Below are 22,819 nucleotides of genomic sequence, written 5' to 3'. Positions count from 1 at the left end.
GAGTGTCTCAGAATGATGAATTTCCGCGTTATTTTAAATTTCATCGACTTGGCACGTACATTAGTACTAGCCAAACCGCTGAAATTTAAAAACCTTGAACTTCATTCATTCTGAAACACTCCAGGGCTGTACTCATAAGATTCCTTTATGAGACAGCCCCGTATTCTTTTTGTTAAGAAATTTAAATTATATTATTCTTAACCCATACCTAAGTTTTCTACTTCGATTTCGCATCGATTTCTTCCATTGTTTTTAGCCTTATACAAAGCTATATCAGCTTTTTTATATATAGTATCAGGATTGTCACCCATAGAAAACTCAGAGATACCAACACTTATGGTGATTTGACCTACTCCATTAAAGTTATGTCTTTCAATCATGCTTCTCAATTTTTCAGAAAGAATCATTGCATTTTCAACGCTGGTTTCAGGAAGAATGAGCGCAAATTCTTCTCCTCCAATCCTTGCAAATACATCACTTTGCCTTATGTTTTCATGAACAATATTTGATAATTCCTTTAATACATTGTCTCCAGTATAATGACCATGCTCGTCATTTACTTTTTTAAAATAGTCTATATCGAGTATCAGTAAGGATAAGTCCTTATTATATCTTTCTGATATTTTTATCTGTGACTTTAAAAATTCATTAAAATAATTTCTATTAAAGCTCTTTGTCAGTCCATCGTAGTTTACTAAAGATTCTAATGTATCCTTAACATATTTTTTGATTAAAATGATGATGATGACCACTAAAATCAGGTTTAAGAAAAATAGTATGAAGCTCTTTTTATAATTATTAATTTTTCTTTCCGACAATATTTGGGATATAAATACTGTGTGGTTAGACTTGTCCCATATTTCTTCACTCTTCTCTATAAGCACTTTTTCATTATACTCAGTGGGATTTACCCTATAAATATATATCAATTGTTTTAGATGTATCCATGCTTGTTCTAAATCTTCTAAGGAGTCTTCTACTTTATTATCACTATCATAGATATCTATTTTTTTTGTTTTAAACTCATCTATTAAAGTATCAATACTATATAGAAGCTCAGAATCTTGTTCATTATGTAATTCTAGCTTTACAAGACGTTGGACGGATCCTCTTATTATTCCTAATTTATTAATAGCTTTTGCATCAGGTTCAATAATATTTGTTAAGTATATGGTATAAAGACCACCACTGCTTAATAAAAGGAAAAGACAGACAGTAATAATTATTATTAATGAAGACTTTCTTCTAATGGCTACCATGAAATCCTCCTCGCATTTATCCCTATCAAAATATGAGTTTATGTGTAAATTATAGTAGATAACTCATAAAATATCAATTTTTTTGACATATTATAGAAGTAGTTCATAATACTTCAAAGGATACCTGCGAAAGGCAGCACACAAAGTTATTAATAAGAAAATACTTTATGGACTGCCTTTTTTTATGGTTGGAGCAAGTGGAATGAACCGTTAATACTATCCATTAACAAGTAAAAGTCATTCTTTTGCTTACCTATACAATGTATGATCCAATAGGGTTTGTATAAGAAATCTTCACTTTCTAGGGTTATTTTAGGTACCTTAAGGACCTTCATTTTTTGCAATACCGCATGTCGGATAAAGCTAAGTGCTTTTTTTCTTGCATCATCCATATCAATAGATATTTGTAGTACATTATTTCTATCGACGCTTATTTGTATCTTTTTGTTTATATCCCCAGTAAGTGCTTCGGTACCATTAACTAAATCAACTATACATGAAATACTTCCATCTACTTTTTTAGCTAACAATTTAGTCTTTACAGAAGCTATGACTCTAAAATAGGGATAGTAAATGAGCTCCAAGGATCGAATTTTTAACGATGGTTCCTTTTTCTTAAGAATCTTTAAGGCAGTATCAGAAGATATTTCACTCTTCAAAGAATTTATTTCCATAGAATTTAGTCTCCTGTTCATTATTTTCTAGATTAATTTTAGCCTTTAGTTGCTAAGGGATTTCTGTTAGCCATAAAGGCAGAAACTGCTTTTGCCTCTGGTGCAAGCATTTTAGATGTATTCATTTCTATGCCCTTAGGCACATTCATTATAGACTTACCACTCGCCTTGTCGATTGCATCGATAATTTCTTTTGAAGGCTTTTTACCAAACCTATTGAAAATAAGCATACATGATATAGAGGCAATTAGACCTGCAAAGAATGGATGTATGGCTGTAGCGGATTCAAGCTTTAATACTGTCCAGATAAAGTTTGTTCCGCCGCCACCAATCATTGCAGCCAAACAACCAACGCTATTTGCATTTTTAGAATATACAGCCGCAATATAAGGAACTGTAAATGAGCAGCCGAGAACTCCAAAAGCAAATACAACTAAGCCAAATACGGCAGGTGGTTGGATCAGTGCAATGGCAACACCTACAATTCCAGTTGCAAATACCATTACCCTTGAAGCTATAAGAAGTTCTTTATCATTGGCATCGGGATTAATAAAACGCTGGTAGATATCACGTGACAAGATGGTACCTGTCTGCATCAACTGTGAATCAGCGGTGCTCATGATAGCTGCCATTACAGCAGAAAGCACTATTGCTGCTATTACACCTGGGAATAATGAAAAGGCTAGCTCTGGTACAACCATTTCTGGATCTGCAAGATTTGGTAGTAAGATGATTCCAATTAAACCTAGGATATATGGTGAGAATATAAAGAATTGATTCCAGAAAGTTGCATAAAGTAGTGCAGTTTTAGCAGTTTTTGTACTTTTCATAGACATATGTCTTACAACAACATGGGGTAGACCCATATAACCAACTAAATATATTAGTATAGCTCCAATAACTACTCCATATTGGCCTTGATATTGAAGTCCTTTACCCCATTTACTAAGATAGGTTGGATCAATCTGAGCGAGGGAAGTGTTTAATCCAGTGAGTCCACCAATGTGTCTTAGTCCTAGGAAAAGAATACCTATCATGGCTAGAACCATTATAATCCCCTGGATAAAGTCAGTCCAACATACAGCAAGATATCCTCCAGAAACCGTATAGAATAGAATAACTGCTACACCGCCTATGAGGGCTACAGGGAAGGATATTCCCAGCAATGATGACATTGCTTTACCTGCGGCAATAAACTGAGCTATAACGTATCCCGATAGAAATACTAAAGAAATAAATGAAGCGACAATTCTAACGACAGAGGATTCGTATCTCTTTTCTAGATATTCAATCGGAGATAAACAGCCTAAAATCTCTGAAAGGCGTCTCATCCTCTTCCCAAGAACCGCAATATTAAAAATACTACCGCCAGCATCTCCAACGGCATAGAACAAACTAAACCATCCTACTTGATATGCATAGGCTGGTCCTCCCATAAACATATAACCACTCATTGAAGTAGATTGCATGGTTAGTGCAGTTACAGCAGGTCCCAAGCTTCTGCCTCCTAATAAATAATCCTCAGAGCTTTGTGTACCTTTTTGAAAATAGAGACCTACGCCAATAAGTCCTAACAGGTAAATGAAAAAAACAATTTTTTCAACGGCCATTAATTATCCACCTCCATCTTTTCTTCCCTTGCATCGGCTATGGCCATTCTGAAATAGAGATAGATTGATAATACAGTCCACAAAATAGGCCATATAGCAAATGTCCAAAAATCGCTTGCGGGCATACCAAAAATCATAGAATTACCTCCTTAATAGATATTAGCTTGGACTATTAGAGACAAACTCTTCTTATATAAAATATATTGCTAATGATTGAAAGTATGAGACTAAATAAAAGATTAACAAGATTATTGGAGCTCAATGAATAAAAAAATAGCGATGTGATGCGAGATTTATAGTAGTATAATATAATGGGATAATGGATTTTTTTATTAAGCCCAGATTATTCATGGGAAACTGAAGAGGGTGAAACAGAGTATTTAATTATCTATGAATAATCTGCGTTAAGTATTAGTTCAGGGGTGAAGTATATGAAAAAAACAGAAAGGCTTAATGCTATTATTATGGCACTATCAAAGCATGAACGTTTAACTGCAAAAGAGTTATCCGAAAAACTTGAGGTAAATATCCGAACAATATATAGAGATATTGATGCCCTCAGTCAAATGCAAGTACCAATTGTAGCCCATTATGGCAAGGATGGGGGATACGAGCTTCTTGATGATTACTGGCTTCCAAGTGTTAGTTTTACTGAAGAAGAAATCCTTTCGTTAATGCTGACTCATAAATTAGTTAATCAACTCAATATGCCTGGATTTTCAAAATATATTCAATCGGCTTCCCTTAAAATAGAAAACATAATGGCATCTTCGCTAAAACAAGAGGCATTAAATATACAGGGGCGAATCCATTTTGATATAATGAATATTGCTCCAATAATCGATTCTGATAAATGGTTTGATGTACTTAGAGCTAGCTTTAGGCTTAACCGATGTATTAGGATTTCATATTTTACACCGGCTGCCCTCGAGGTTACTACAAGAATTGTTGAACCCCATGTTCTATTATTTATACAAGGGGCATGGTATCTAAAGGGATATTGTCGTATGAGAAAGGCCATGAGGACATTTCGACTTGATAGAATAAAAGGTATAGAGCTTATCGATGAAACCTTTACTCTAGATAGAAAATTAATTAAGAATGATTATACTGAAATAGCAGCCTACGCACTGGATGCAAAAAGTGAAGAAAGTGAGAGCGTAGTTATGAAGATTGATAAGCCATTATATGAGAGACTAAAGTATGACAAATATCTTAAGTTTGCTGAAATTGATAAGGATGGACCAATCATGCAGATATCTGTTAAAACTACGTATTTTGGTGATTATATAGAACTGGCTTTGCGAAATCCTGAGTCCGTACAGATTATTGCTCCACAACATCTTATAGATAGTATTAAGGAAAAAATTGAAGTATTAAAAGAAAATTATATTTAACAAGGGTTAATCTTATACTTATTTTTATTAGATACACATAAATCCTATAGTATAAAAAGTAAAGATTTTGGAAGTAATAATTACGAAAAATCCAAGTTTACTTATAAACAAGCCTATTATTTATTGATATAATAGGGAAGAGTAACATTTGATATGATTTGGAAAAATAACAAGTCTTAGAGGAGGTTCTTATGGAATTTAATACTAACAAGACCTATTTACAGGATATTTTAAAAATGCTTCTTAACACGCCAAGTCCTAGCGGATATTGTCATAAGATAATGGATAAAGTTGAAAAGAAAGTTAAGGATTTAGGATACGGATTTGAAAAAATTAAGAAAGGATGCGGCATTATAACAATACCAGGAGAAAACCCAGATTATACTATAGGGCTTTCAGCCCATGTAGATACGCTAGGTGCTATGGTTCGTTCTATAAAAAGTTCTGGAACCATCAGATATACTTCTATAGGTGGATATATGATGTCTACAGTAGAAGGGGAGTACTGTAAAATACATACAAGAAGCGGAAAGGTATATGATGGTACGGTTCTTACTACTAAACCTTCTGTACATGTTTACTCAGATGCTAAGGATCAAAAGCGTGAAGAAGAAAACATGGAAATTCGTATTGATGAACTGGTAGAATCTAAGGAAGATGTGGAGGCTTTAGGGATTGATACAGGAGACTTTATATCCTTTGATTCAAGAGCAACAATAATGGAAAATGGATTTATAAAATCTAGACATTTAGATGATAAGGCAGGAGTAGCTATACTCTTTGGTCTGATGGAACTACTAAAATCAAATAAACTGATTCCTAAGAATAATATCAAGATATTTATTTCGACCTATGAAGAGGTAGGTCATGGGGCATCATTTATTCCCGATGATATTGATGAATTAATAGCAATAGATATGGGGGCTATGGGTGATGATCTAAACTGTAAGGAGACTCAGGTATCAATCTGTGCAAAGGATTCATCAGGTCCATATGACTATGGTATCGTTTCAAAACTGGTTGAACTAGCCAAGAAAAATGATATAGACTATGCCGTAGATATATATCCACGCTACGGATCAGATGTGTCGGCTGCACTTAGTGGGGGGAATAATATTACTGGAGGTCTAATCGGACCAGGAGTACATGCATCACATTCTATGGAACGTACTCATATGAAGGGGTTAATAAATACTATTAAGCTTTTAGTTGCTTATATAATGTAAAGATTAGCAAAAAATATTTTAATAAGATATAAAAGATTAAAAAAAGTTGGAACAAAACCTACAACTTATCGTCTAAGAAGGTAGGAGGCGATAAAAATGAAAAAAAATAAATTTATAGTTATGGTTTTAGTATTAGGGATGATTCTAGCAGGATGTAGCAGTGCTGTAGAAAGTGACCAAAATACTAACCCAGTTGATGAAGATAAGAAAGTTCAAGTCACTGATAAGTATGAAACAGTTGGAGAAATCATGGAGTTTACAACAGAGGGTGTTCATGTAATAACGGGAGATATAGTTGAAATTTTTAAAGTAGCTCCAGAAAAAACAAAGAACTTTTACTTAGGAGAAACTGTTGGTGTTATAAAAATAAAGGATAACGAATTTGAACTAGAGAAATTTAAAATAGAGGATTTTAGTGTAAGACATACAAATATGGGTGAGCTAATAGAAAAAGTTTCAGGTGAAATTAAGAATGTTAGTGAAAATAAACTTACTATTACAACAAAGGATGGGGACTTAGATTTTGAATCCTATGGAGAGATCTTTTTAGAAAAAGGTACTGAAATAACTGTTGAATATCTGGAAAGAACAGAAGGAAATATTCTAATTGATTTTTATAATGAAGCTTCGAAGCTAAACTTAATTGTTAAAGAGATAAGAAGAGTAGAAAAGACTGGAGAAATGGTATTAGATACAGAAGATAAAGACGGTTTGAAGTACGAAGTATATGTTTTAGGAAGAACAGTTCTAAACTTCAATCATTCTGACTTAAACATAGGCGATGAAATAACAGTTTACCCAGAGCTTATAAGAGAAATATATCCGACGCAGGTAGACGCACAAATGATAAACAGGGATATCTCAGAATAACGCAGAAATTCGTCATTCTGAAACACCCCAGGGCTGTACTCATAAGATTGCTTTATGGGACAGCCCCGTTTTTGTATAATTTATGTTATTATAAAACTATATAATCATACATAATGGAGGTAAAATAATGAGAGAACAGTCGAAGCAATTTTTAGAAGAACTTTTATCAACATTTTCCCCATCGGGAGATGAAGTAGAAATACAGAAGAAATGGATGGAATACGTAAATCCCTTTGCAGATAAGGTTGAAACTGATATGGTTGGCAATGTGATAGCATCTGTTAACACTGATAAACCCTTTAAGGTTATGCTGGCAGGTCATTGCGATGAAATTTCATTCATGGTGAATTATATTGATGAGAATGGGTATCTATATCTTACACAGGCAGGGGGAATTAATCCCAAGCTTGCGTTAGGTATGAGGGTAAAGGTTATGGGTAAAAAAGGCGAGTTAAACGGCGTAATAGGAGTAAGGGCAGAACACCAAGGTGGAGCTAAGGATGAGATTAAGATTGAGAATATATATGTAGATTGTGGTGCAAAGAGCAAAGAGGAAATAGAAGAATATGTTTGCATAGGTGATTATGTTACTTATAGCGCAGATTATGAATATATGCTTAATGACACTATTGTTGGGAGAGGCCTTGATAATAGAACCGGTGCATTTATCGTTGCAGAGGTCTTAAGAAAGGTTGCTGAGCAGGATACAAACGTAGCAGTTTATGCAGTAAGCACTGTAAATGAGGAAACAAACATGGGTGGAGCATATTTTGCAGGAAGTAATATAGAGCCCGATATGGCTATAGCTTGCGATGTTTCATTTGCAACAGACTATCCTGATATAGACAAGAAAAAGCATGGAAGTGTTGAACTAGGTAAGGGACCTATCCTATCAAAGGGGTCACCAATAAACAAGAAAATAAATCAATTATTAGAAAATGCAGCTGAGGGAAATAATATACCTATTCAATATGAATTGACACCTAGATTAACAGGAACCGATGCCGATAAAATTAGGTTTAGTGGAAAGGGTGTTCCTGTGGCTTTAGTCTCTTTACCACTCAGGTATATGCATTCACCTTCAGAAGTTGCAAACTTAATCGATATTGAAAATGAGATAGAGTTATTAACTAAGACTATTCTTAGCCTAAAGGGAGATGAAAGTTTAAAACCTATTTAGATGTGTGCGGTTGAAGCTAAACTTACTCAAGGGACAACAGTATGTAAGACTTCTTTGTCACACATCTATAGAATACAATTGGAGGTATTTTTATGGCAGAAGGTGATAAGAAAAGAGGTTTTACTAAGATAATTATAATAGCCATATTGTTAGTTGCCGCAGTAATATTATTAAAGGTTTTAGGTGCTTTTAACTATATAAGTATAGAAAACATCCAAAATCTTAAAAGTTGGATAGCTGGGTTTGGCATATTTGGGCCAGTCATATATATATTGTTATATATAGCAGCTTGTTTATTCTTTTTACCAGGCATACCTATAGCTCTATTGGCAGGGTTTGCCTTTGGGCCTATAATGGGAACGGTATGGGCTTCGATTGGTTCAACAATAGGAGCATCTGTAGCATTTTTAGTTGCCAGATACGCTGCAAGAGGTATGGTTGAAGGCTGGGTAGAAGGAAACGAACAGTTTAAGAAGATAGATGAAGGCGTGGAGAAGCAAGGGTGGAGAATGCTAATGATAACTAGATTAGTACCTATATTTCCCTTCAATCTGCAAAACTTTGCCTATGGACTTACTAAAATTAACTTCGGAACATATGTATTAGTTTCATGGATATGCATGCTTCCTGGAACGATTGCTTTTACCTTTACTAGTGGTGCAATAGTAAATGGAGCGGGAATAGGGAAGACGCTGATATATCTAGGTATTGGTGCAGTTTTCTTCGTAATATTATCACTCATTCCGGGATGGATTCAGAAGAAAAAGTCATAAAAATAGTAATAAATATAAAAAGGAGTAGTTCTGCTAGAATAGATGTGTGAATGATAAGTTAAGCTAACTCAAGTAACCTCTGAGAATCCTTTTAGCTCATGCTATGAACCTGTTTTTAATTTGAAGATTAAAGGTAAAAACAGATTCATAAAAATCGCAAAAAGGAAACCTCAGAGGTTATTTTCGTTTATGGAGTTTTTCAGTCACACATCTACAGTTAATAAACTGAGTAAGATTTGCAACTATTGATAAATTTTCGTACATTTTATAGAATTTAAATGAACTTTTTCAGCACATAAATACTCTTATATATGGAAGCGAGGTGCAAACATGGATATCGACAAGCTTATTAAGGATGCAAAGCAAGGGAATAAAGATGCATTGGTGCAGTTAATTATGGCTGAGAAGCAAGATTATTATAAATTAGCCTATACATATATGAGGAATAAAGAAGATGCTTTGGATGCCTTGGAGGATATGATAGTGATCTTATATGAGAGTATACATCGGTTAAAAAAGGAGGAAGCCTTCTATAGCTGGAGCAAAACCATTTTGGTAAATCGTTGTAAGAAACTCCTAGCAAAACGAAAAAGTTTTTTTAGTTTAGAGTCTGTTAGGGAAGAGGCTTCGGAAGGTGGATTTGAACAAAAAGATGAACAGTTAATCTTAGAAAGACATATGGCTAAGTTGAATAGAAAACATCAAGAGGTCTTGAAGCTTAGGTACTTTCTAGATTTGGACTATAAATCCATAAGCGATTTACTAAATATACCTATAGGAACTGTAAAGTCCCGTATCTCCATAGGGATTAGACGGTTGAAGGAGAGCTTAGGAGGTGAAGGCTATGAAAGAAGTTGAAAAAATTCTTAATGAGAAGAAACTGGAAATTGAACAAATGGAAGTACCAGATGAAATGGAAAAGAGACTAAAGGATGCTTTGAAAAACAAAAATCATAGAAGGACAATAAAATATAATTGGAAGGCAAAGGCTGCTGTAGCTGTTGTTTTTCTTTTGTTAGTTAGCTATAACTTTGATACATTAGCTTTCTATACCAAGAGGCTCATAGGATATGAAGGCGTCATGAATGGAACGTTAAATAGGCTGAACGAATCTGGAAAAGGTCAGCTTATTGGGAAAAGTTATACCTTTGAAAATGGTGTGACAATAACCTTAGACGGAATTATGCTTGACGATAATAAACTTATAACCTTTTATACTATAAAGGACCCTAGGAAAAAGGTTAATACGGTAGATCTTTTCCCAATGGTTATTAAAGGAAGGTTTGGAGAATATTTTCATAGAAGCAGCATTGGTGAAATGAACGATGAAAAGACAGAACTTAAGTATATGTCGGAGTTTGAAAAGCCACGTTTTTTTGAAAAGAAGTTAAGCTTAAGTTTTAATTGGACTGAAGATAATGTGAGAGAAGAAGGCGAAGTAAGCTTTATGTTAGATAGAAATAAGGCCATGGGCCATACTTTGAAAAAAGCTATAAACAAAAGTATAAAGGTTGATGAGACAAAAATTCGTTTTAAATCTATCTTAGCATCACCAACCAGTACCATTGTAAAAGGAGATATACAGGATATAGTAGAACTTGTAAAGGACCATTTAACAGGAGAAAGGTTTAGACCAGACCATTTAGAAGTAGATTTAATTGCTAATGGAGAAAAAGTACAGAGTCAAGGTAGTAGCATGAGTACAGATTTAAATGGAATAACTTTTGAGTTTAGCTATGATGCATTGCCAGTTGATCTAGAAAAGCTCCAGATAAAGGTTATTAGTTTTTCCGCAGATCATGATGTCGAGAAAAAGATTGAATTAAATAAAGGCTCTATAAGTCAGTCGGTGGATATTTTAGGTCAAAATATAGAAATTAAGGATATGTATGAATCTAAAGGAGACACTTATATTACTATTTGTACCCAAAAGAATACTGTCCTTACAAGAGTATACTTAATAATAGATGGAGAATCTGTGGAATTGGATAGAACAATAGCAGATGATTATATTAAGAGGGAGGATGGTACTATTCTTCACACTAGAACTTTACGTTTCCCGGGAAATGGAGAGAAGTTACAATTTGATATCAAAAGGATGACCTATGAAAAAATATACAACAAAACTATAGATATAGATACAAATTAATAAAAGCTGTTCACCTACGCTCATTGAACCGATAAAATTTATCATCTGACTTTAGAATAATTTATCTTTAGTTTTTAAGAAATTTATCCTTGGTATTTCAAATGATTTTGTCTTGAGTGAATGGTCCATATGCTATATACAATGGTAACAATGGCTGATATTGTTTGTATACTAACCCCATTGATAGCAATGTCAATACTTATTTTAAGATCCATTAGACCACTCCTCCAAACAAAATGGTTATAAATATTATCTAGGTAAAATGAGGAGTAAATGAACAGCTATGCATTAAGTATTGTCAAAAAAAATGATCTTTATACTTAAACAAAACAAAGGACTGTATCATAAAAGAGTCTTATGAGTACAGTCCCGGAGTGTTTCGGAATGAATGAAGTTCAAAGTTTTGAAATTCGTCATTCTAAAACATCCATTTGAATTCTTTTATATTGGATGTATTAAAATAATATATGCATAGCTAATGCAATAATAGGAATTGCTATAAGCGTTCTTTGAGTGAAACAAACAACCAATTCCCACAATTTAACTGGTAGCCTTGTGGCTATCATAACAACAATAGTTTCAGAGAAGAAAATAATTTGAACCATGGATAGAGCAGTAACGAAATATCTAGCACCAATGTCTAATACATCTACTTTTTCTGCTATTAATAAAACTGGTAGGAACATCTCAGCAATTCCAACTGGCACAGAAGGAGCAATTTCAACTGCATTAGGAATAGCTAACAATTTTAACAAAGGAACGAATAACATACCAACCCATTCGAAAAAAGGAGTATATTCAGCAATGATTAGGCCCGTTATACCTACTGCTGATAATAGGGCTAATACCTTAGGAATTACTGTATAGCCGTCGATCAAGCTAGATCTAATTTCTTTAAAAATACTGTCTGCTGTATATGCTCTTTTTGCTGCTCTATCAACGCCCCTCTTAAAAATACCAAGCTCAAACTTAGCTTCATTAACTCGCTCTTCTTCACTTTGAATTCTTCCATTAAAATAAACATTAGGCTTTTTAGACAATGGGGGAATTCTAACCATGAAAAAAGTAATTATAAAGGCAATTATAAAGGATGAAAAATAAACCTTTATAAAATGCTCACTTAAGCCTGCTGTTTTTATTACAAGAACAGCAAATCCAACACTTACAGCACTAAAGCATGTAGCAATTACGGCTGCTTCTCGTTTTGTATAGGTATTTGTTTTATAAAGTTTACTTGTAATTATAACTGCCATTGATGAAGAGCTTACAAAGGAGGCGATGGCATCTATTGCACTTTTACCAGGGACCCTGAATACAGGTCTCATAAAAGGTTCAAGTATAGCTCCAATAAAATCGATTCCGCCATAACTTAATAGAAATGGCATGAAGAAAGCACCGACAGGGATAATCCATGCAACAGCAACAACAATAAAAGGTATCACAGTTCCACCTGTTCCTCCACCAACAATCCATTCGGGACCAACAAATTGTTCAAAACTAACATGTAATGTATATATAACCGTATATATTGCACCTAAAAGATAGAAAAAAGGATGAAAAACTGAGTCATGTCCATAATATTCACCAAACCAAGAGCCTTCTTTTGCAGCAAATTTTCCATAGAAGCTGGCAAAGGCATTGACTATAATGAGGCCGGTTATGATCCAGAGGCCGAGATTGCCGAAAAGATTTATAAAGTAATTGTAAATAAAACCAAATAGAACGTCTGATTTTCCACCTATATTAAATGGAATAAAGAACACTATAATAGCAATAGTCGTAAAAAATATTGATTTTAATAAGCCCGTTGTATAACTTTTTTTATCCAAAATTATTGAGTCAAGGTTATTAGGATCATTAGGGTCAGTGTTGTTGTTCTCAAAGTTCATTGTATTATCTACCAAAATTAACTCCCCCGATCTTTATTTGTTTTGCAATTTATAGTTCAGGCTGATGATAAAAGCTTAACTTCAGTGTACCTGATTTTGAGTTTTTATCACAGCCTGTTATTTTAACGATTCTATAAAGAATCCAAACAATAATTTAAAGTTATTTATTTTTTCAAGTTGCTTATATAGTTAAGACAATTGCAAATGAAAATATCATTTCTTATTATAGTGCACCTAGTTTTTTCTTTAATGCAAGCATTGAAATAAATTCAAAACCTACGTTTGCAGCCATGAAAGCAGTCATTTCAGTTGGGTCATAATGTGGAGCAACTTCTACGATATCGCATCCAACAAAGTTCAGATCCTTAAGAGCACGTATTATTGTTAATGTTTCTAGGGAGGTAAAGCCTCCTACTTCAGGAGTACCAGTACCTGGTGCATAGGCAGGGTCAACAAAATCGATATCGAATGTGAAAAATACTTTTTTATCGCCCACTCTATCCTTTATTTCCTTTATTAGTGCATCAAAACCCATTTCTCTAACCTTGTGAGCTGGGACAAGTCTGAATCCTAATTCTTCCTCTGCAATTCTATGCTCATCGGGATCATATAGAGATCCTCGCATTCCTACTTGTATTGTATGGGCTGGATCGATAAGGCCTTCTTCGTGGGCACGGCGGAATGGAGTCCCATGATTATATTTTTGTCCAAATACTTCATCATTTATATCGGCATGTGAGTCAAAATGAACTAAAGCAACTGGGCCGTGCTTTTTAGCAAGAGCCCTTAAATGGGCAAGAGAGATTGAATGATCCCCGCCTAAAATAATTGGAACTATATCAGCATCTATTATTTGTGATAATTCGGCTTCAATGTTTTCAAAGGTTGGCTCAATATAACCTGGAACTATTCCAATATCACCATAGTCAGCCCCTGTTAAATTCTCTAAAACATTTACTTGAAGATATACATTATTTGGTTTAATAAGGGCTGAGATATTTCTGATGGCACTTGGACCAAACCTTGAACCTGTTCTAAAGGAACTAGCAGTATCAAAGGGAACACCCACAACAGCAAAATCTAACCCCTCTAGTGTTTCAAGTTTAGGCAATCGCATAAATGTTCCGGTGTTGCAAAATCTTGGTGAGTTTAAAGCACTAGCAGGTTGATGAGTCTTGTTTCTTTCCATTTTAAAACCTCCTTATTATAAGAGCAACTGAATAATTAGTAGTACGTTAATTCATTAACGCAAATGCCATGCCAATGAAATTATTATTGAGAAACTAGATGAAAAGGGTTGAAATATAGGGAAATTTAACTCAACTTGTAAATAAGGGAGTTGACAATTGGAGTGCAAAATTGCACTGTGGATTCCAATGGTTAGATATAACACTTGTAATTAGAAGAATTGAAAAGGGAGTGCAATATTACATCTAAGTGTAATATTGCACTCCCTTTTATTTCTAGTTAGTAATCTATTTTTATCTTATGCTTATAGAATTTTCTTCTTATGGTGCTTGGGTCTAATTTTAGAATATCAGACATTTCTATCGTACTTTTACACCGACTCTTTACATTCAATAATAATTCTCTTTCAAAATTATCCATTGTATTTTTATATGAATTGATATTTTCAATCATATTATTAGAACGGATAGTCGTATTATAATTGATAACTTCAAATGGTAAGTCTTCCAAACCAATGATTTCTTCTTTAGAGGTTATAATAATTCTTTCAACAATATTTTCTAACTCACGTACATTCCCTGGCCAATTGTAGTCTAGCAAGTATTTCAAAACCTCAGGATTTATAGATTTTTCAAGAAAATATTTTTTATTAAAGCTTTCTAACTTATGAATAATTAGAGGCCGAATATCTTCTTTTCTTTCTCTGAGAGGAGGAATATTGATGGGGAGAACATTAAGACGATAATATAAATCTTTTCTAAATTTCTTATGTTCAACCATATTTTCAAGAATTTTATTTGTTGCAGCAATTATCCTAACATCTATTGGCATAGGTTTTTTACCGCCAACCCTATAGAACTCTTTATCTTGTAGAACTCTTAAAAGTTTAACCTGTAAATTTAAAGGTAGTTCACCTATTTCATCTAAAAAGAGGGTTCCTTCATTAGCTAATTCAATAAGCCCGATTTTTCCATCCTTATCAGCACCTGTAAAAGCACCTCTCACATATCCAAAAAGTTCTGACTCTAGAAGATTTTCTGGTATTGAGGAACAGTCAATTTTGATAAAGGGTTTATTACTCCTATGACTGTTTACATGGACTAACTTGCTAACAACTCCTTTTCCGACCCCTGATTCTCCTTGTATTAAAACTGTAGAATCAAACTTAGCAATATGTAAGGCCAGGGAAAGGATTTTCTTCATCGCTGGGCTTTTTACAACCAGATTGTCGATTTTCATTTGTTTTGATCGTAATAGTTCAAGTTCAGTTTGAAACTGTTCCTGTATTTTTTTTGCTGCATCGAGTTCTTTTTTTAGATTATTAAATATCGTGATATCCCTTGAGTTAATAACTATCCTAAATATTTTACCATCCTTAAGGATAGGTGTTCCTGTAGCCATTATCTCTTTCCCGTTTACTTTTTGCAATATAGTTATGGGTCTTCTCTTTTCTAATACCTCTAATGCTACAGACTTAGAATATATTCCTTCAGCAACTAACTGATTCATGTTCTTACCGATAATCTTTTCTTTTTTAATACCATCGATTGTTTCACAAGCCTTATTGAATCGTAGAGTTACACCGTCACCGTCGGTTATATGAATACCGTCATACGACGACTCAAATATTGCATCAAATTCTTCTTTAATATCTCTATAGTAATGTATTTTATTGGAATAGCAATTTTCAATATCTTTTTTCAATTTTGCCATTTGGATTTTTCTGTCTAAATCTTTTCTAGGAATGTATCCTAAATATACATTTTCTTTGCTTATAACAGGTATAATTTCTTGCTGTGGTAAATCAATTTTTAGTAAATCATCATTCAAATTTAGTGAGAAAAGATCTTTTACAGTACAGTTGTCTATAGTTAGATTATTAGCATTAGATTCTATGAGCAAAACCAAATCTACTAATCCTAATAGCAAATTGTCTTGAATAATTGGGAGTTGAGTAGTTTTTGCTAAAGAAAACATTTTTAGTATTTCCCTTTTATCTAGTGTATTAGAATGTAGATAAAAGCCTCTTTCCAAATCTAACATTTTGATATTCACTATAGATCCCTTCTTTCGTAGAAAGATTTCTCATATTTGATTTCAGCGCACCTCGTACTTTGAGTTTATTAAAAGCCTATCAAATTGTCAACAATCTGATAGGCTTCTTTATTAATATTATACACTAGTTATTTTTTGAACAGCATCTTTTATTTCCAACTCAAAATCTTTAAGTGAATTCATTTGCTCATTAACAGTCATGCTTATAGACTGAGTGTTACTAGCGGTATCTTCTGCAGAATTTGCCAAGCTTTCAATGGCAGAAGATATTTCTACGGATATCTGTGATTGCTGTTTAGATTTTTGTGACACATCACTAATTATAGAATCAACTTGAGTAATGTGACTAAGAACTGAGGATATATTCTCATTGGCTTCTTCAGCGACTTTAACGCTGTTTGATATATTAATATCTGATTGATCAACTGCTTGAACAACCCGACTAATTTCATCTTGGATTGATTTTACTGTATTAGCTATTTCTACTGTAGCAGATTTTGATTGCTCAGCTAAACTGCCTACCTCATTTGCAACTACTGCAAAACCTCTACCGTGTTCGCCTGCTCTTGCTGCTTCTATAGAAGCATTTAAGGCCAAGAGATTTGTTTGCTCTGATAGCTGATTTATTAAATGAACCATATTTTCGATTCTATGGATTGAATCATTCAACTGATTTATCTGATCAACTACTTCCTTTGATGACTTTGAAATAGTGTTAACTACTTCAACTACATTTTCAATAGATTCTTTACCCTTTATTGCATCTTCTCTTACGTTGCTGCTTAGCGATTTAGCTTTTTTACTTATTTCATCAACTACTTCTGAACTGCTGGAAACCTCTTGAATACCTGCAAAAACTTCTTCTGTTGCAGATGAAATATCTAGTGTTTTTTGCGATATATCTACAATCCTTTCGGATGTATCCTGCATGCTGCTATTAGATTGAGTAATTTTTTCAATAAGATTATTTAGTGAATCGCTAATCAAATATTCTTTTTCTAGAGATTTAGCGAATCCTATGGCTCCGATACATTCACCTTTACCATTCCTAATAGGATATGTAACTGCCTTAAAAGGCAAACCATATACTTCCTTTGGTACTACGGTACTTATTATCTCGTTGTTAGAAATCGTTTTCCGTAGAGGGTCGTCCGTAGGTATAGGCGTACCAGGAACTAGATCCACCTTCATTTTGTCCCCTGGATAGTAAGCAATAAATTTTGATTTGTTAGCTACAGAGACCATTATGTCTTCTTGAGTTAAATCTTTAAGATGTGGTAGGACCTCTAAGTATGATTTAAAGTGATCTTTCTTCTTAAACATAAATGCACCCTCCTAAATTCAGTCTAATATAATTGTACTATCTTGTTAAATGAATATCAACAAAATTTCCCAAATTTCAACAATATTTGCTTGAATTGGGACTGAAGTCTTATTTACATTTGCTAAAGGGTGTAAAGCATCTTATTGAGAATATGGTATAATATGTACAAATTCACTACATGAATTCGCTGTTCTAAAGACTATTAAGCAAATGGAATAACGATGAAGAAAGGAAGTTAGAATGAATATTAATTCTTTTAAGCCTGTAATAGATAAAAATTCAAAGGTTTTAATACTTGGCTCGATTCCAAGTATAAAGTCATTAGAAAAAACACAGTATTATGGTAATACAAGAAACCAGTTTTGGAAGATTATATATGCAATGTTAGATAAGAAAATTGATAAAGATTATAATGATAGAGTTACTTTTTTATTAAAGAACCATATTGCACTTTGGGATGTTATAAAAGGTTGCTATAGAGAGGGCAGTCTAGATTCCAGTATAAAAAATCCTGAAATAAATGATTTTGAGACATTGTTTAAAAGGTATCCAAATATAAAATTCATATTCTTTAATGGTACAAAATCGGAAAGTCTTTTTATGAGAAAGGTTGATAGGGCTCTCTTGGAAGGTAAATTACTATTTAAACTTCCTTCATCGAGTCCAGCATGGACAATCCCCCTTGAGGAGAAGCTGAAACATTGGATGAAAATAAAAGAATGTTTAAACCCGCGTTAGATAGAAAATCAATTATTGTTTACTCTATTCTTGGTTGGGTAAGATTAAGGACCTTTGGTTGGAGACAGTAGAAATTTTCTTAAGTATAATTAGCAATAATAAAGTCACTATACTGTGAAGTGTTGGCTAAGAAATATTACACAGGATATTAAGTAGCAAAATTCTATAGAAAGGCAGGAAATTTTAGTGAAGAAATTTATTGTAGAGGATAATTTTTTAGAGTTATTTGATAATGCACAACTTGGTGTAGTAGTGTGTAGAGGAATAGATAATACGAAAAAAGCAGACAAGTTATATGAAGAGCTACTGCTTAAGGGTGAGGAACTAGCATTAAAGAAAATTAATAGAGATGAATTTAATCAAACACCTGTGGTAAAGCTTTGGAGAGAAGCTTACAAAAAGTTTAGAGCTGAGAAGGGGAATAGGGCTTCCATAGAAAATCTTTTAAAGAGGGTACATAAAGGAAATCATATTGGCTCAATAAATCCATTGGTCGATATCTATAATTATATTTCTCTTAAATATGGACTTCCATGTGGAGGAGAAGACATAGATGAAATGGAGGGAAATATTTGTTTAACTAGGGCAGTGGGTGAAGAAGAATTTCTTCCATTGGGAAGTGAGAAGAATAAGCCTCCTAGAGAGGGAGAAGTCGTTTATAAGGATGATGAAGGTATTATTTGTCGCTGTTGGAACTGGAGAGAGGCAGATCGAACAAAATTGACTGAGGATACAAGAAATGCCTTTTTATGTATTGAATTGATAGATGATAGTAGGATGGATGATTTGAAAGAGGCTTTAGCGGAACTGGGGAGTCTTGTTAAACAACATCTAGGTGGAGATTATCGAATAGAAGTTTTAAATAAATCTAATAGACAAATCGATATAGAATAAACTAAATAGAGATCTGATATTATAGAGAATAATTAAGAAATGACAAGACTTTTTCAAAAGTTATCTTGTCATTTTTTATTTCTGTATTAAAATTTTATCTTGACTTTAGCATATAGGGATGATATTATCTTTATAGACGACCGGTCTAATATAAAATTGCTTATCATACTGGAAGTGAACTTTAATGAATAAAAAGGAGAAAATCATAGAGATCGCTGCAAATTTAATACATGAATATGGCTATAACAATATAGGGCTGCAAAGGATACTTGATGAAGCGCAGATACCAAAAGGATCTTTCTATTACTACTTTAAAAACAAAGAGGATCTAGCGCTAAGGGTTATAGATTACCATGTTGATATGACAAGGCAAGTATTAAATCAATTTTCTAAAAATAGTGATGGCTTAAAAGGTTTTTTTAACTTCTATTTTGATAAGTTTTATGATTTGGAATATAAAAGAGGATGTGCCATAGGTAATCTAATTTTAGAGCTATCGGATTTAAATGATAGCTTTAGAATAAAGCTTCTTGAATGGACAACGATGTTAGAATCAGAAATATTAGAAATGTTAAATGATACTAACATTGATGAAAGTACAGATAAAAAAGCTATGGCATCATTTCTAGTTTCATGCTTTGAGGGAGTCTTATTGAAAACTAAGTTAGAAAAGACTAACAAAGCTATTAAAGAGTTTAATTATTTTGTTTTTAATATATTGCTAAATGAAAAAGGAGGACAATAATATGACATCAAAAGAAAAAGTTTTAGAGGTAGTAAAGAGCCACAATTTAATGAGTATCAGTACTGTAGATGAGAATGGTATGCCTAAGGCTAGAGGTGTAGACTATGCTATGGGTGAAGATGAGTCAGTTTTATATTTCATAACTCACAAAATGACTAATAAAGTAAAGGAAATTAAAGCAAATAACAATGTATTTGTAGTAATAGACCATGATTGTGATTCCATGGAAGAATTGGGTAAGTTAAGATACATAAAGGCTAGTGGAAAGGCTTACATAAGTGAAACACCTGAGCAAGTTCAAAAGGCATTTGGACTTATAATTCAAAAATTCCCTTACCTAAAGGATTTACCAGGTGAGCCAAGTGATTTTGTTGGAGTAAGAGTTGAACTTGATAAGGTTATGTTAACTGACAATACAGTTCAATTTGGGTATACAGAAGAGATTTCTTATAGATAAGTAATTAGATATTAAGCTGGAGCTGAAAATGCTTCAGCTTTTTTCATACCATATTAGGAAATTATAAGGTTATCGATAAACTTATAATGTTTGTAACTGATTATGTGTTATAAAAAAAGTAGGGGCAGGGGCCCCTAAGAGATTGTTGATAAAGTCAACAATCTGGAAGACTGATGACAAACTCGAAGTTCAAGGAAGACGGATGCTAAGAAGACTCAGTATTTAGTAAACATTCTTAGCATCAACAAAAATGAAGAAATTCGAGTCTCTCATCAGCCTGACAGGGGCTAAGGCCTCTGTCAGATTGTTGATTCTATTTATTTATTTTTTTTAAATCCTCTATTATCTTTAGGTTGTGGGAAAATAGTTGATAGTGTATCAGCTTCATCTTGAGTGATTATTTCTTCCTCAACTAATTCATCTAATAAATTACCTTTTTGCGGCCTATTTTCTTCAAAATATGCCTTTTTTTCTTCTCTAGTCATATCTTTTGTCTTTTCAAACTCAGCCTTTCTTTCGTCTTCTTTTGCATTTATGAAACTAAGGATTTTATCAGCTTTATCCTGTGAAAGTGTACCATCTTCAACTATTTTCTCTAGTACTTCTGCCAGCTTTTCCTGTCTTTGAACATGGTCTCCATCAAAACCTTTTTTTTCACCAGATTGCTTTCTATGTTTAGGAAATAGTTCTTTAATTTCATCGGCTTGTTCTTGAGTGATTATTCCTTCTTCAACTAAATTCTCAGTTAAATTTCTTTTTTCTGGTCTGTTTTCTTCAAAATAGGCTTTTCTTTCTTCTTCAGTCATATCCTTTATTTTCTCAAATTCAGCCTTTCTTTCTTCAGTTTTTTCATTGACGAAATCAAGTATTTCACTGGCATCATCCTCTGTAATTGTACCCTTTTCAATAAGATCATCTAGCATTGCTTGCATTCTCTCTTGCTTTTCAGCTTCCTTTTTTTCATGGACTTTTTCCTGTATTGCATCTACCTCTTCTTCAGTTAAAGTACCTTGATCGATAAGCTCACTAAAGAAATTTACTCTTTTACCTTTGTTCTCTTCAGCCATTTCCTTTATTTTATCAACCTGTGTACTAGTCAATGTTCCATCACTTACTAATTCTTCAAGTATACTTTCAAATTCTACTTGCCTCTTAGAGTCATCTTGTCTAAAACCTTTTTCTCCACCCTTTTTACGCTCTTTTGTATAAGCTGGTTTTGATTGACTATCTTTTATAGAAGTAGAATTTGCATCGTTTTCTAAAGCCCCTACACCAAATGGCAATACTAACGATATTGCTAAAGTTCCTACTATTAAAGTTTTAAACATTTTATTATTTTTCATATTAAAATCTCCTTTCACAAATAATATTTTTGACCTTATATACATACTAGCAAAGAACTTTGTGACTAATATCATAGTTTTGTGGGATTATTGTGTGAAATAAAAAAGTTAAAAACGAATAGAGAGAATCTGTATCCAAGATTTTAAAACAATTTATCTTAATCACATACTTTTCACATGATTTTTCTACAATGCTATGATAATTACTTAGTATAATAATAATAAAAATATATGAATTTAAATGTAAGGAAACTTATGGATGGAATGTGATGATATAATAATATTACATTCTAGTTTTATGAAATCAGTGCCCTCGTGTTTATTCCTTCAGATTAGGAGTGGTGTAAGTGACAAAGAGAATTTATCTTGTTGAGGATGAAAAAAGTTTAAATCTAGTGCTTAAAAGGTATCTTGAAATGGAAGGATATGATGTGACTAGCTTTTTAGATGGAAATTCAGCCATGGAAAGAATAAAGGATCTACCAGATCTTTGGATATTAGATATAATGCTTCCAGATATAGATGGATATCAACTAATTAAAACAATTAAGGAATTTAACCCAAATACCCCAGTTATCTTTATATCTGCTAGAAATGAAGAACTAGACAGGGTTGTAGGACTTGAGCTGGGAAGCGATGATTATTTGTCAAAGCCTTTTTTGCCTAGAGAACTTGTGATACGAACAAATAAACTTATAGATAGGATTTATATAGACAGATCAGAGCAACTAAACAATGTGGTTAACTTTGGAGAATATATATTAGATGAAGGACAGCGATTAATCTTTTGGGGGAATGATGAAATCTCATTAACACTTAAGGAATTGAACATGCTAAAATATCTTGTTGATAATAAGAATATGGCAATATCAAGAGAGCAAATCCTATTTAAGGTTTGGGGAGAAGATTACTTTGGAACCGATAGAGTAGTGGATGATACACTTAGAAGAATACGTAAAAAACTTGTTAATCTAGATATTGAAACGATATATGGCTTTGGATATAAGTTGGTGATTAAATGATTCTTAAGGGGTTTAAATTTAAATCA

General features: G+C 33.2%; 22 protein-coding genes. 12 read left to right on the top strand and 10 right to left on the bottom strand.

What is annotated here, in order from left to right:
- Positions 1–197: 197 nt before the first annotated feature.
- The 4 genes from R9X47_RS08750 to R9X47_RS08735 all read right to left on the bottom strand — a co-directional run bounded on the left by R9X47_RS08750 (position 198) and on the right by R9X47_RS08735 (position 3,680).
- A complete protein-coding gene (locus R9X47_RS08750; protein ID WP_432666421.1) occupies positions 198–1,259 on the bottom strand; it encodes a GGDEF domain-containing protein in 1,062 nt (353 codons plus the stop codon).
- A gap of 182 nt (positions 1,260–1,441) precedes the next feature.
- Complete coding sequence (locus tag R9X47_RS08745) at positions 1,442–1,933, bottom strand: hypothetical protein (RefSeq protein WP_432666420.1); 492 nt, start codon at positions 1,931–1,933, stop codon at positions 1,442–1,444.
- A 38-nt stretch (positions 1,934–1,971) separates the two neighbouring features.
- On the bottom strand, positions 1,972–3,543 hold the full coding sequence (locus R9X47_RS08740) for a sodium/proline symporter (protein ID WP_432666419.1): 1,572 nt from the start codon (positions 3,541–3,543) through the stop codon (positions 1,972–1,974).
- Entirely contained in the window at positions 3,543–3,680 is a 138-nt protein-coding gene (locus tag R9X47_RS08735) for a hypothetical protein (protein WP_432666418.1), read from the bottom strand. Before R9X47_RS08735 ends, R9X47_RS08740 begins: the two co-directional genes overlap by 1 nt.
- A 294-nt stretch (positions 3,681–3,974) precedes the next feature.
- Between R9X47_RS08735 and R9X47_RS08730 the strand changes: the two genes are divergently transcribed.
- The 7 genes from R9X47_RS08730 (at position 3,975) to R9X47_RS08700 (ending at position 11,138) form a co-directional block, all read left to right on the top strand.
- On the top strand, positions 3,975–4,940 hold the full coding sequence (locus R9X47_RS08730; protein WP_432666417.1) for a helix-turn-helix transcriptional regulator: 966 nt from the start codon (positions 3,975–3,977) through the stop codon (positions 4,938–4,940).
- 191 nt (positions 4,941–5,131) lie between these two features.
- A complete protein-coding gene (locus R9X47_RS08725) occupies positions 5,132–6,166 on the top strand; it encodes a M42 family metallopeptidase (RefSeq protein ID WP_432666416.1) in 1,035 nt (344 codons plus the stop codon).
- A 96-nt stretch (positions 6,167–6,262) separates the two neighbouring features.
- On the top strand, positions 6,263–7,036 hold the full coding sequence (locus tag R9X47_RS08720) for a hypothetical protein (protein ID WP_432666415.1): 774 nt from the start codon (positions 6,263–6,265) through the stop codon (positions 7,034–7,036).
- Positions 7,037–7,163: 127 nt separating this feature from the next.
- Complete coding sequence (locus tag R9X47_RS08715) at positions 7,164–8,216, top strand: M20/M25/M40 family metallo-hydrolase (RefSeq protein ID WP_432666414.1); 1,053 nt, start codon at positions 7,164–7,166, stop codon at positions 8,214–8,216.
- Between the two features lie 92 nt (positions 8,217–8,308).
- Positions 8,309–8,989: a TVP38/TMEM64 family protein gene (locus R9X47_RS08710; RefSeq protein ID WP_432666413.1), complete on the top strand. Its 681-nt coding sequence runs from the start codon at positions 8,309–8,311 to the stop codon at positions 8,987–8,989.
- A 330-nt stretch (positions 8,990–9,319) separates the two neighbouring features.
- A complete protein-coding gene (locus R9X47_RS08705) occupies positions 9,320–9,847 on the top strand; it encodes a sigma-70 family RNA polymerase sigma factor (protein WP_432666412.1) in 528 nt (175 codons plus the stop codon).
- Positions 9,834–11,138, top strand: a complete 1,305-nt coding sequence (locus R9X47_RS08700; RefSeq protein ID WP_432666411.1) for a DUF4179 domain-containing protein — start codon at positions 9,834–9,836, stop codon at positions 11,136–11,138. The genes R9X47_RS08705 and R9X47_RS08700 overlap by 14 nt, the downstream gene beginning before the upstream one ends.
- Before the next feature lie 83 nt (positions 11,139–11,221).
- On the opposite strand, the gene R9X47_RS08695 is transcribed toward R9X47_RS08700, so the two are convergent.
- From R9X47_RS08695 to R9X47_RS08675, 5 genes are all read right to left on the bottom strand, one after another.
- Complete coding sequence (locus R9X47_RS08695; protein WP_432666410.1) at positions 11,222–11,353, bottom strand: hypothetical protein; 132 nt, start codon at positions 11,351–11,353, stop codon at positions 11,222–11,224.
- 240 nt (positions 11,354–11,593) lie between these two features.
- Complete coding sequence (locus R9X47_RS08690; RefSeq protein WP_432666409.1) at positions 11,594–13,042, bottom strand: YjiH family protein; 1,449 nt, start codon at positions 13,040–13,042, stop codon at positions 11,594–11,596.
- A 208-nt stretch (positions 13,043–13,250) separates the two neighbouring features.
- A complete protein-coding gene (speB, locus tag R9X47_RS08685) occupies positions 13,251–14,216 on the bottom strand; it encodes an agmatinase (RefSeq protein ID WP_432666408.1) in 966 nt (321 codons plus the stop codon).
- A 278-nt stretch (positions 14,217–14,494) separates the two neighbouring features.
- On the bottom strand, positions 14,495–16,270 hold the full coding sequence (locus tag R9X47_RS08680; RefSeq protein ID WP_432666407.1) for a sigma-54 interaction domain-containing protein: 1,776 nt from the start codon (positions 16,268–16,270) through the stop codon (positions 14,495–14,497).
- 117 nt (positions 16,271–16,387) lie between these two features.
- Positions 16,388–17,593 (bottom strand): methyl-accepting chemotaxis protein, encoded by a 1,206-nt coding sequence (locus tag R9X47_RS08675; RefSeq protein ID WP_432666406.1) that lies wholly within the window; start codon positions 17,591–17,593, stop codon positions 16,388–16,390.
- A 241-nt stretch (positions 17,594–17,834) separates the two neighbouring features.
- On the opposite strand from R9X47_RS08675, the gene R9X47_RS08670 reads away from it, so the two are divergent.
- The 4 genes from R9X47_RS08670 to R9X47_RS08655 all read left to right on the top strand — a co-directional run bounded on the left by R9X47_RS08670 (position 17,835) and on the right by R9X47_RS08655 (position 20,428).
- Positions 17,835–18,332, top strand: coding sequence for a DNA-deoxyinosine glycosylase (locus R9X47_RS08670; protein ID WP_432666405.1), 498 nt, complete (start codon positions 17,835–17,837; stop codon positions 18,330–18,332).
- A 186-nt stretch (positions 18,333–18,518) separates the two neighbouring features.
- A complete protein-coding gene (locus R9X47_RS08665; RefSeq protein WP_432666404.1) occupies positions 18,519–19,226 on the top strand; it encodes a B3/B4 domain-containing protein in 708 nt (235 codons plus the stop codon).
- Positions 19,227–19,410: 184 nt separating this feature from the next.
- Positions 19,411–19,971, top strand: coding sequence for a TetR/AcrR family transcriptional regulator (locus R9X47_RS08660; RefSeq protein WP_432666403.1), 561 nt, complete (start codon positions 19,411–19,413; stop codon positions 19,969–19,971).
- A gap of 1 nt (position 19,972) precedes the next feature.
- On the top strand, positions 19,973–20,428 hold the full coding sequence (locus R9X47_RS08655) for a pyridoxamine 5'-phosphate oxidase family protein (RefSeq protein WP_432666402.1): 456 nt from the start codon (positions 19,973–19,975) through the stop codon (positions 20,426–20,428).
- A 317-nt stretch (positions 20,429–20,745) separates the two neighbouring features.
- Here R9X47_RS08655 and R9X47_RS08650 read toward each other — a convergent pair whose 3' ends face one another.
- A complete protein-coding gene (locus R9X47_RS08650; protein ID WP_432666401.1) occupies positions 20,746–21,771 on the bottom strand; it encodes a hypothetical protein in 1,026 nt (341 codons plus the stop codon).
- Between the two features lie 347 nt (positions 21,772–22,118).
- On the opposite strand from R9X47_RS08650, the gene R9X47_RS08645 reads away from it, so the two are divergent.
- On the top strand, positions 22,119–22,793 hold the full coding sequence (locus tag R9X47_RS08645; protein ID WP_432666400.1) for a response regulator transcription factor: 675 nt from the start codon (positions 22,119–22,121) through the stop codon (positions 22,791–22,793).
- The last annotated feature ends 26 nt before the right edge of the window (positions 22,794–22,819 follow it).

This window comes from Wukongibacter baidiensis (genome assembly GCF_050888315.1).
Classification (GTDB): domain Bacteria; phylum Bacillota; class Clostridia; order Peptostreptococcales; family Caminicellaceae; genus Wukongibacter; species Wukongibacter baidiensis.
This window is presented reverse-complemented; position numbering and strand designations above follow the sequence as displayed.

What these genes read in the sequence shown, in the direction of transcription:
- R9X47_RS08660 (WP_432666403.1), top strand. Translation starts at nt 19,411, where the DNA reads ATGAATAAAAAGGAGAAAATCATAGAGATCGCTGCAAATTTAATACAT.
- R9X47_RS08650 (WP_432666401.1), bottom strand. Translation starts at nt 21,771, where the DNA reads ATGAAAAATAATAAAATGTTTAAAACTTTAATAGTAGGAACTTTAGCA.
- R9X47_RS08700 (WP_432666411.1), top strand. Translation starts at nt 9,834, where the DNA reads ATGAAAGAAGTTGAAAAAATTCTTAATGAGAAGAAACTGGAAATTGAA.
- R9X47_RS08655 (WP_432666402.1), top strand. Translation starts at nt 19,973, where the DNA reads ATGACATCAAAAGAAAAAGTTTTAGAGGTAGTAAAGAGCCACAATTTA.
- R9X47_RS08725 (WP_432666416.1), top strand. Translation starts at nt 5,132, where the DNA reads ATGGAATTTAATACTAACAAGACCTATTTACAGGATATTTTAAAAATG.
- R9X47_RS08670 (WP_432666405.1), top strand. Translation starts at nt 17,835, where the DNA reads ATGAATATTAATTCTTTTAAGCCTGTAATAGATAAAAATTCAAAGGTT.
- speB (WP_432666408.1), bottom strand. Translation starts at nt 14,216, where the DNA reads ATGGAAAGAAACAAGACTCATCAACCTGCTAGTGCTTTAAACTCACCA.
- R9X47_RS08710 (WP_432666413.1), top strand. Translation starts at nt 8,309, where the DNA reads ATGGCAGAAGGTGATAAGAAAAGAGGTTTTACTAAGATAATTATAATA.
- R9X47_RS08720 (WP_432666415.1), top strand. Translation starts at nt 6,263, where the DNA reads ATGAAAAAAAATAAATTTATAGTTATGGTTTTAGTATTAGGGATGATT.
- R9X47_RS08740 (WP_432666419.1), bottom strand. Translation starts at nt 3,543, where the DNA reads ATGGCCGTTGAAAAAATTGTTTTTTTCATTTACCTGTTAGGACTTATT.
- R9X47_RS08735 (WP_432666418.1), bottom strand. Translation starts at nt 3,680, where the DNA reads ATGATTTTTGGTATGCCCGCAAGCGATTTTTGGACATTTGCTATATGG.
- R9X47_RS08750 (WP_432666421.1), bottom strand. Translation starts at nt 1,259, where the DNA reads ATGGTAGCCATTAGAAGAAAGTCTTCATTAATAATAATTATTACTGTC.
- R9X47_RS08745 (WP_432666420.1), bottom strand. Translation starts at nt 1,933, where the DNA reads ATGGAAATAAATTCTTTGAAGAGTGAAATATCTTCTGATACTGCCTTA.
- R9X47_RS08675 (WP_432666406.1), bottom strand. Translation starts at nt 17,593, where the DNA reads ATGTTTAAGAAGAAAGATCACTTTAAATCATACTTAGAGGTCCTACCA.
- R9X47_RS08695 (WP_432666410.1), bottom strand. Translation starts at nt 11,353, where the DNA reads ATGGATCTTAAAATAAGTATTGACATTGCTATCAATGGGGTTAGTATA.
- R9X47_RS08715 (WP_432666414.1), top strand. Translation starts at nt 7,164, where the DNA reads ATGAGAGAACAGTCGAAGCAATTTTTAGAAGAACTTTTATCAACATTT.
- R9X47_RS08705 (WP_432666412.1), top strand. Translation starts at nt 9,320, where the DNA reads ATGGATATCGACAAGCTTATTAAGGATGCAAAGCAAGGGAATAAAGAT.
- R9X47_RS08730 (WP_432666417.1), top strand. Translation starts at nt 3,975, where the DNA reads ATGAAAAAAACAGAAAGGCTTAATGCTATTATTATGGCACTATCAAAG.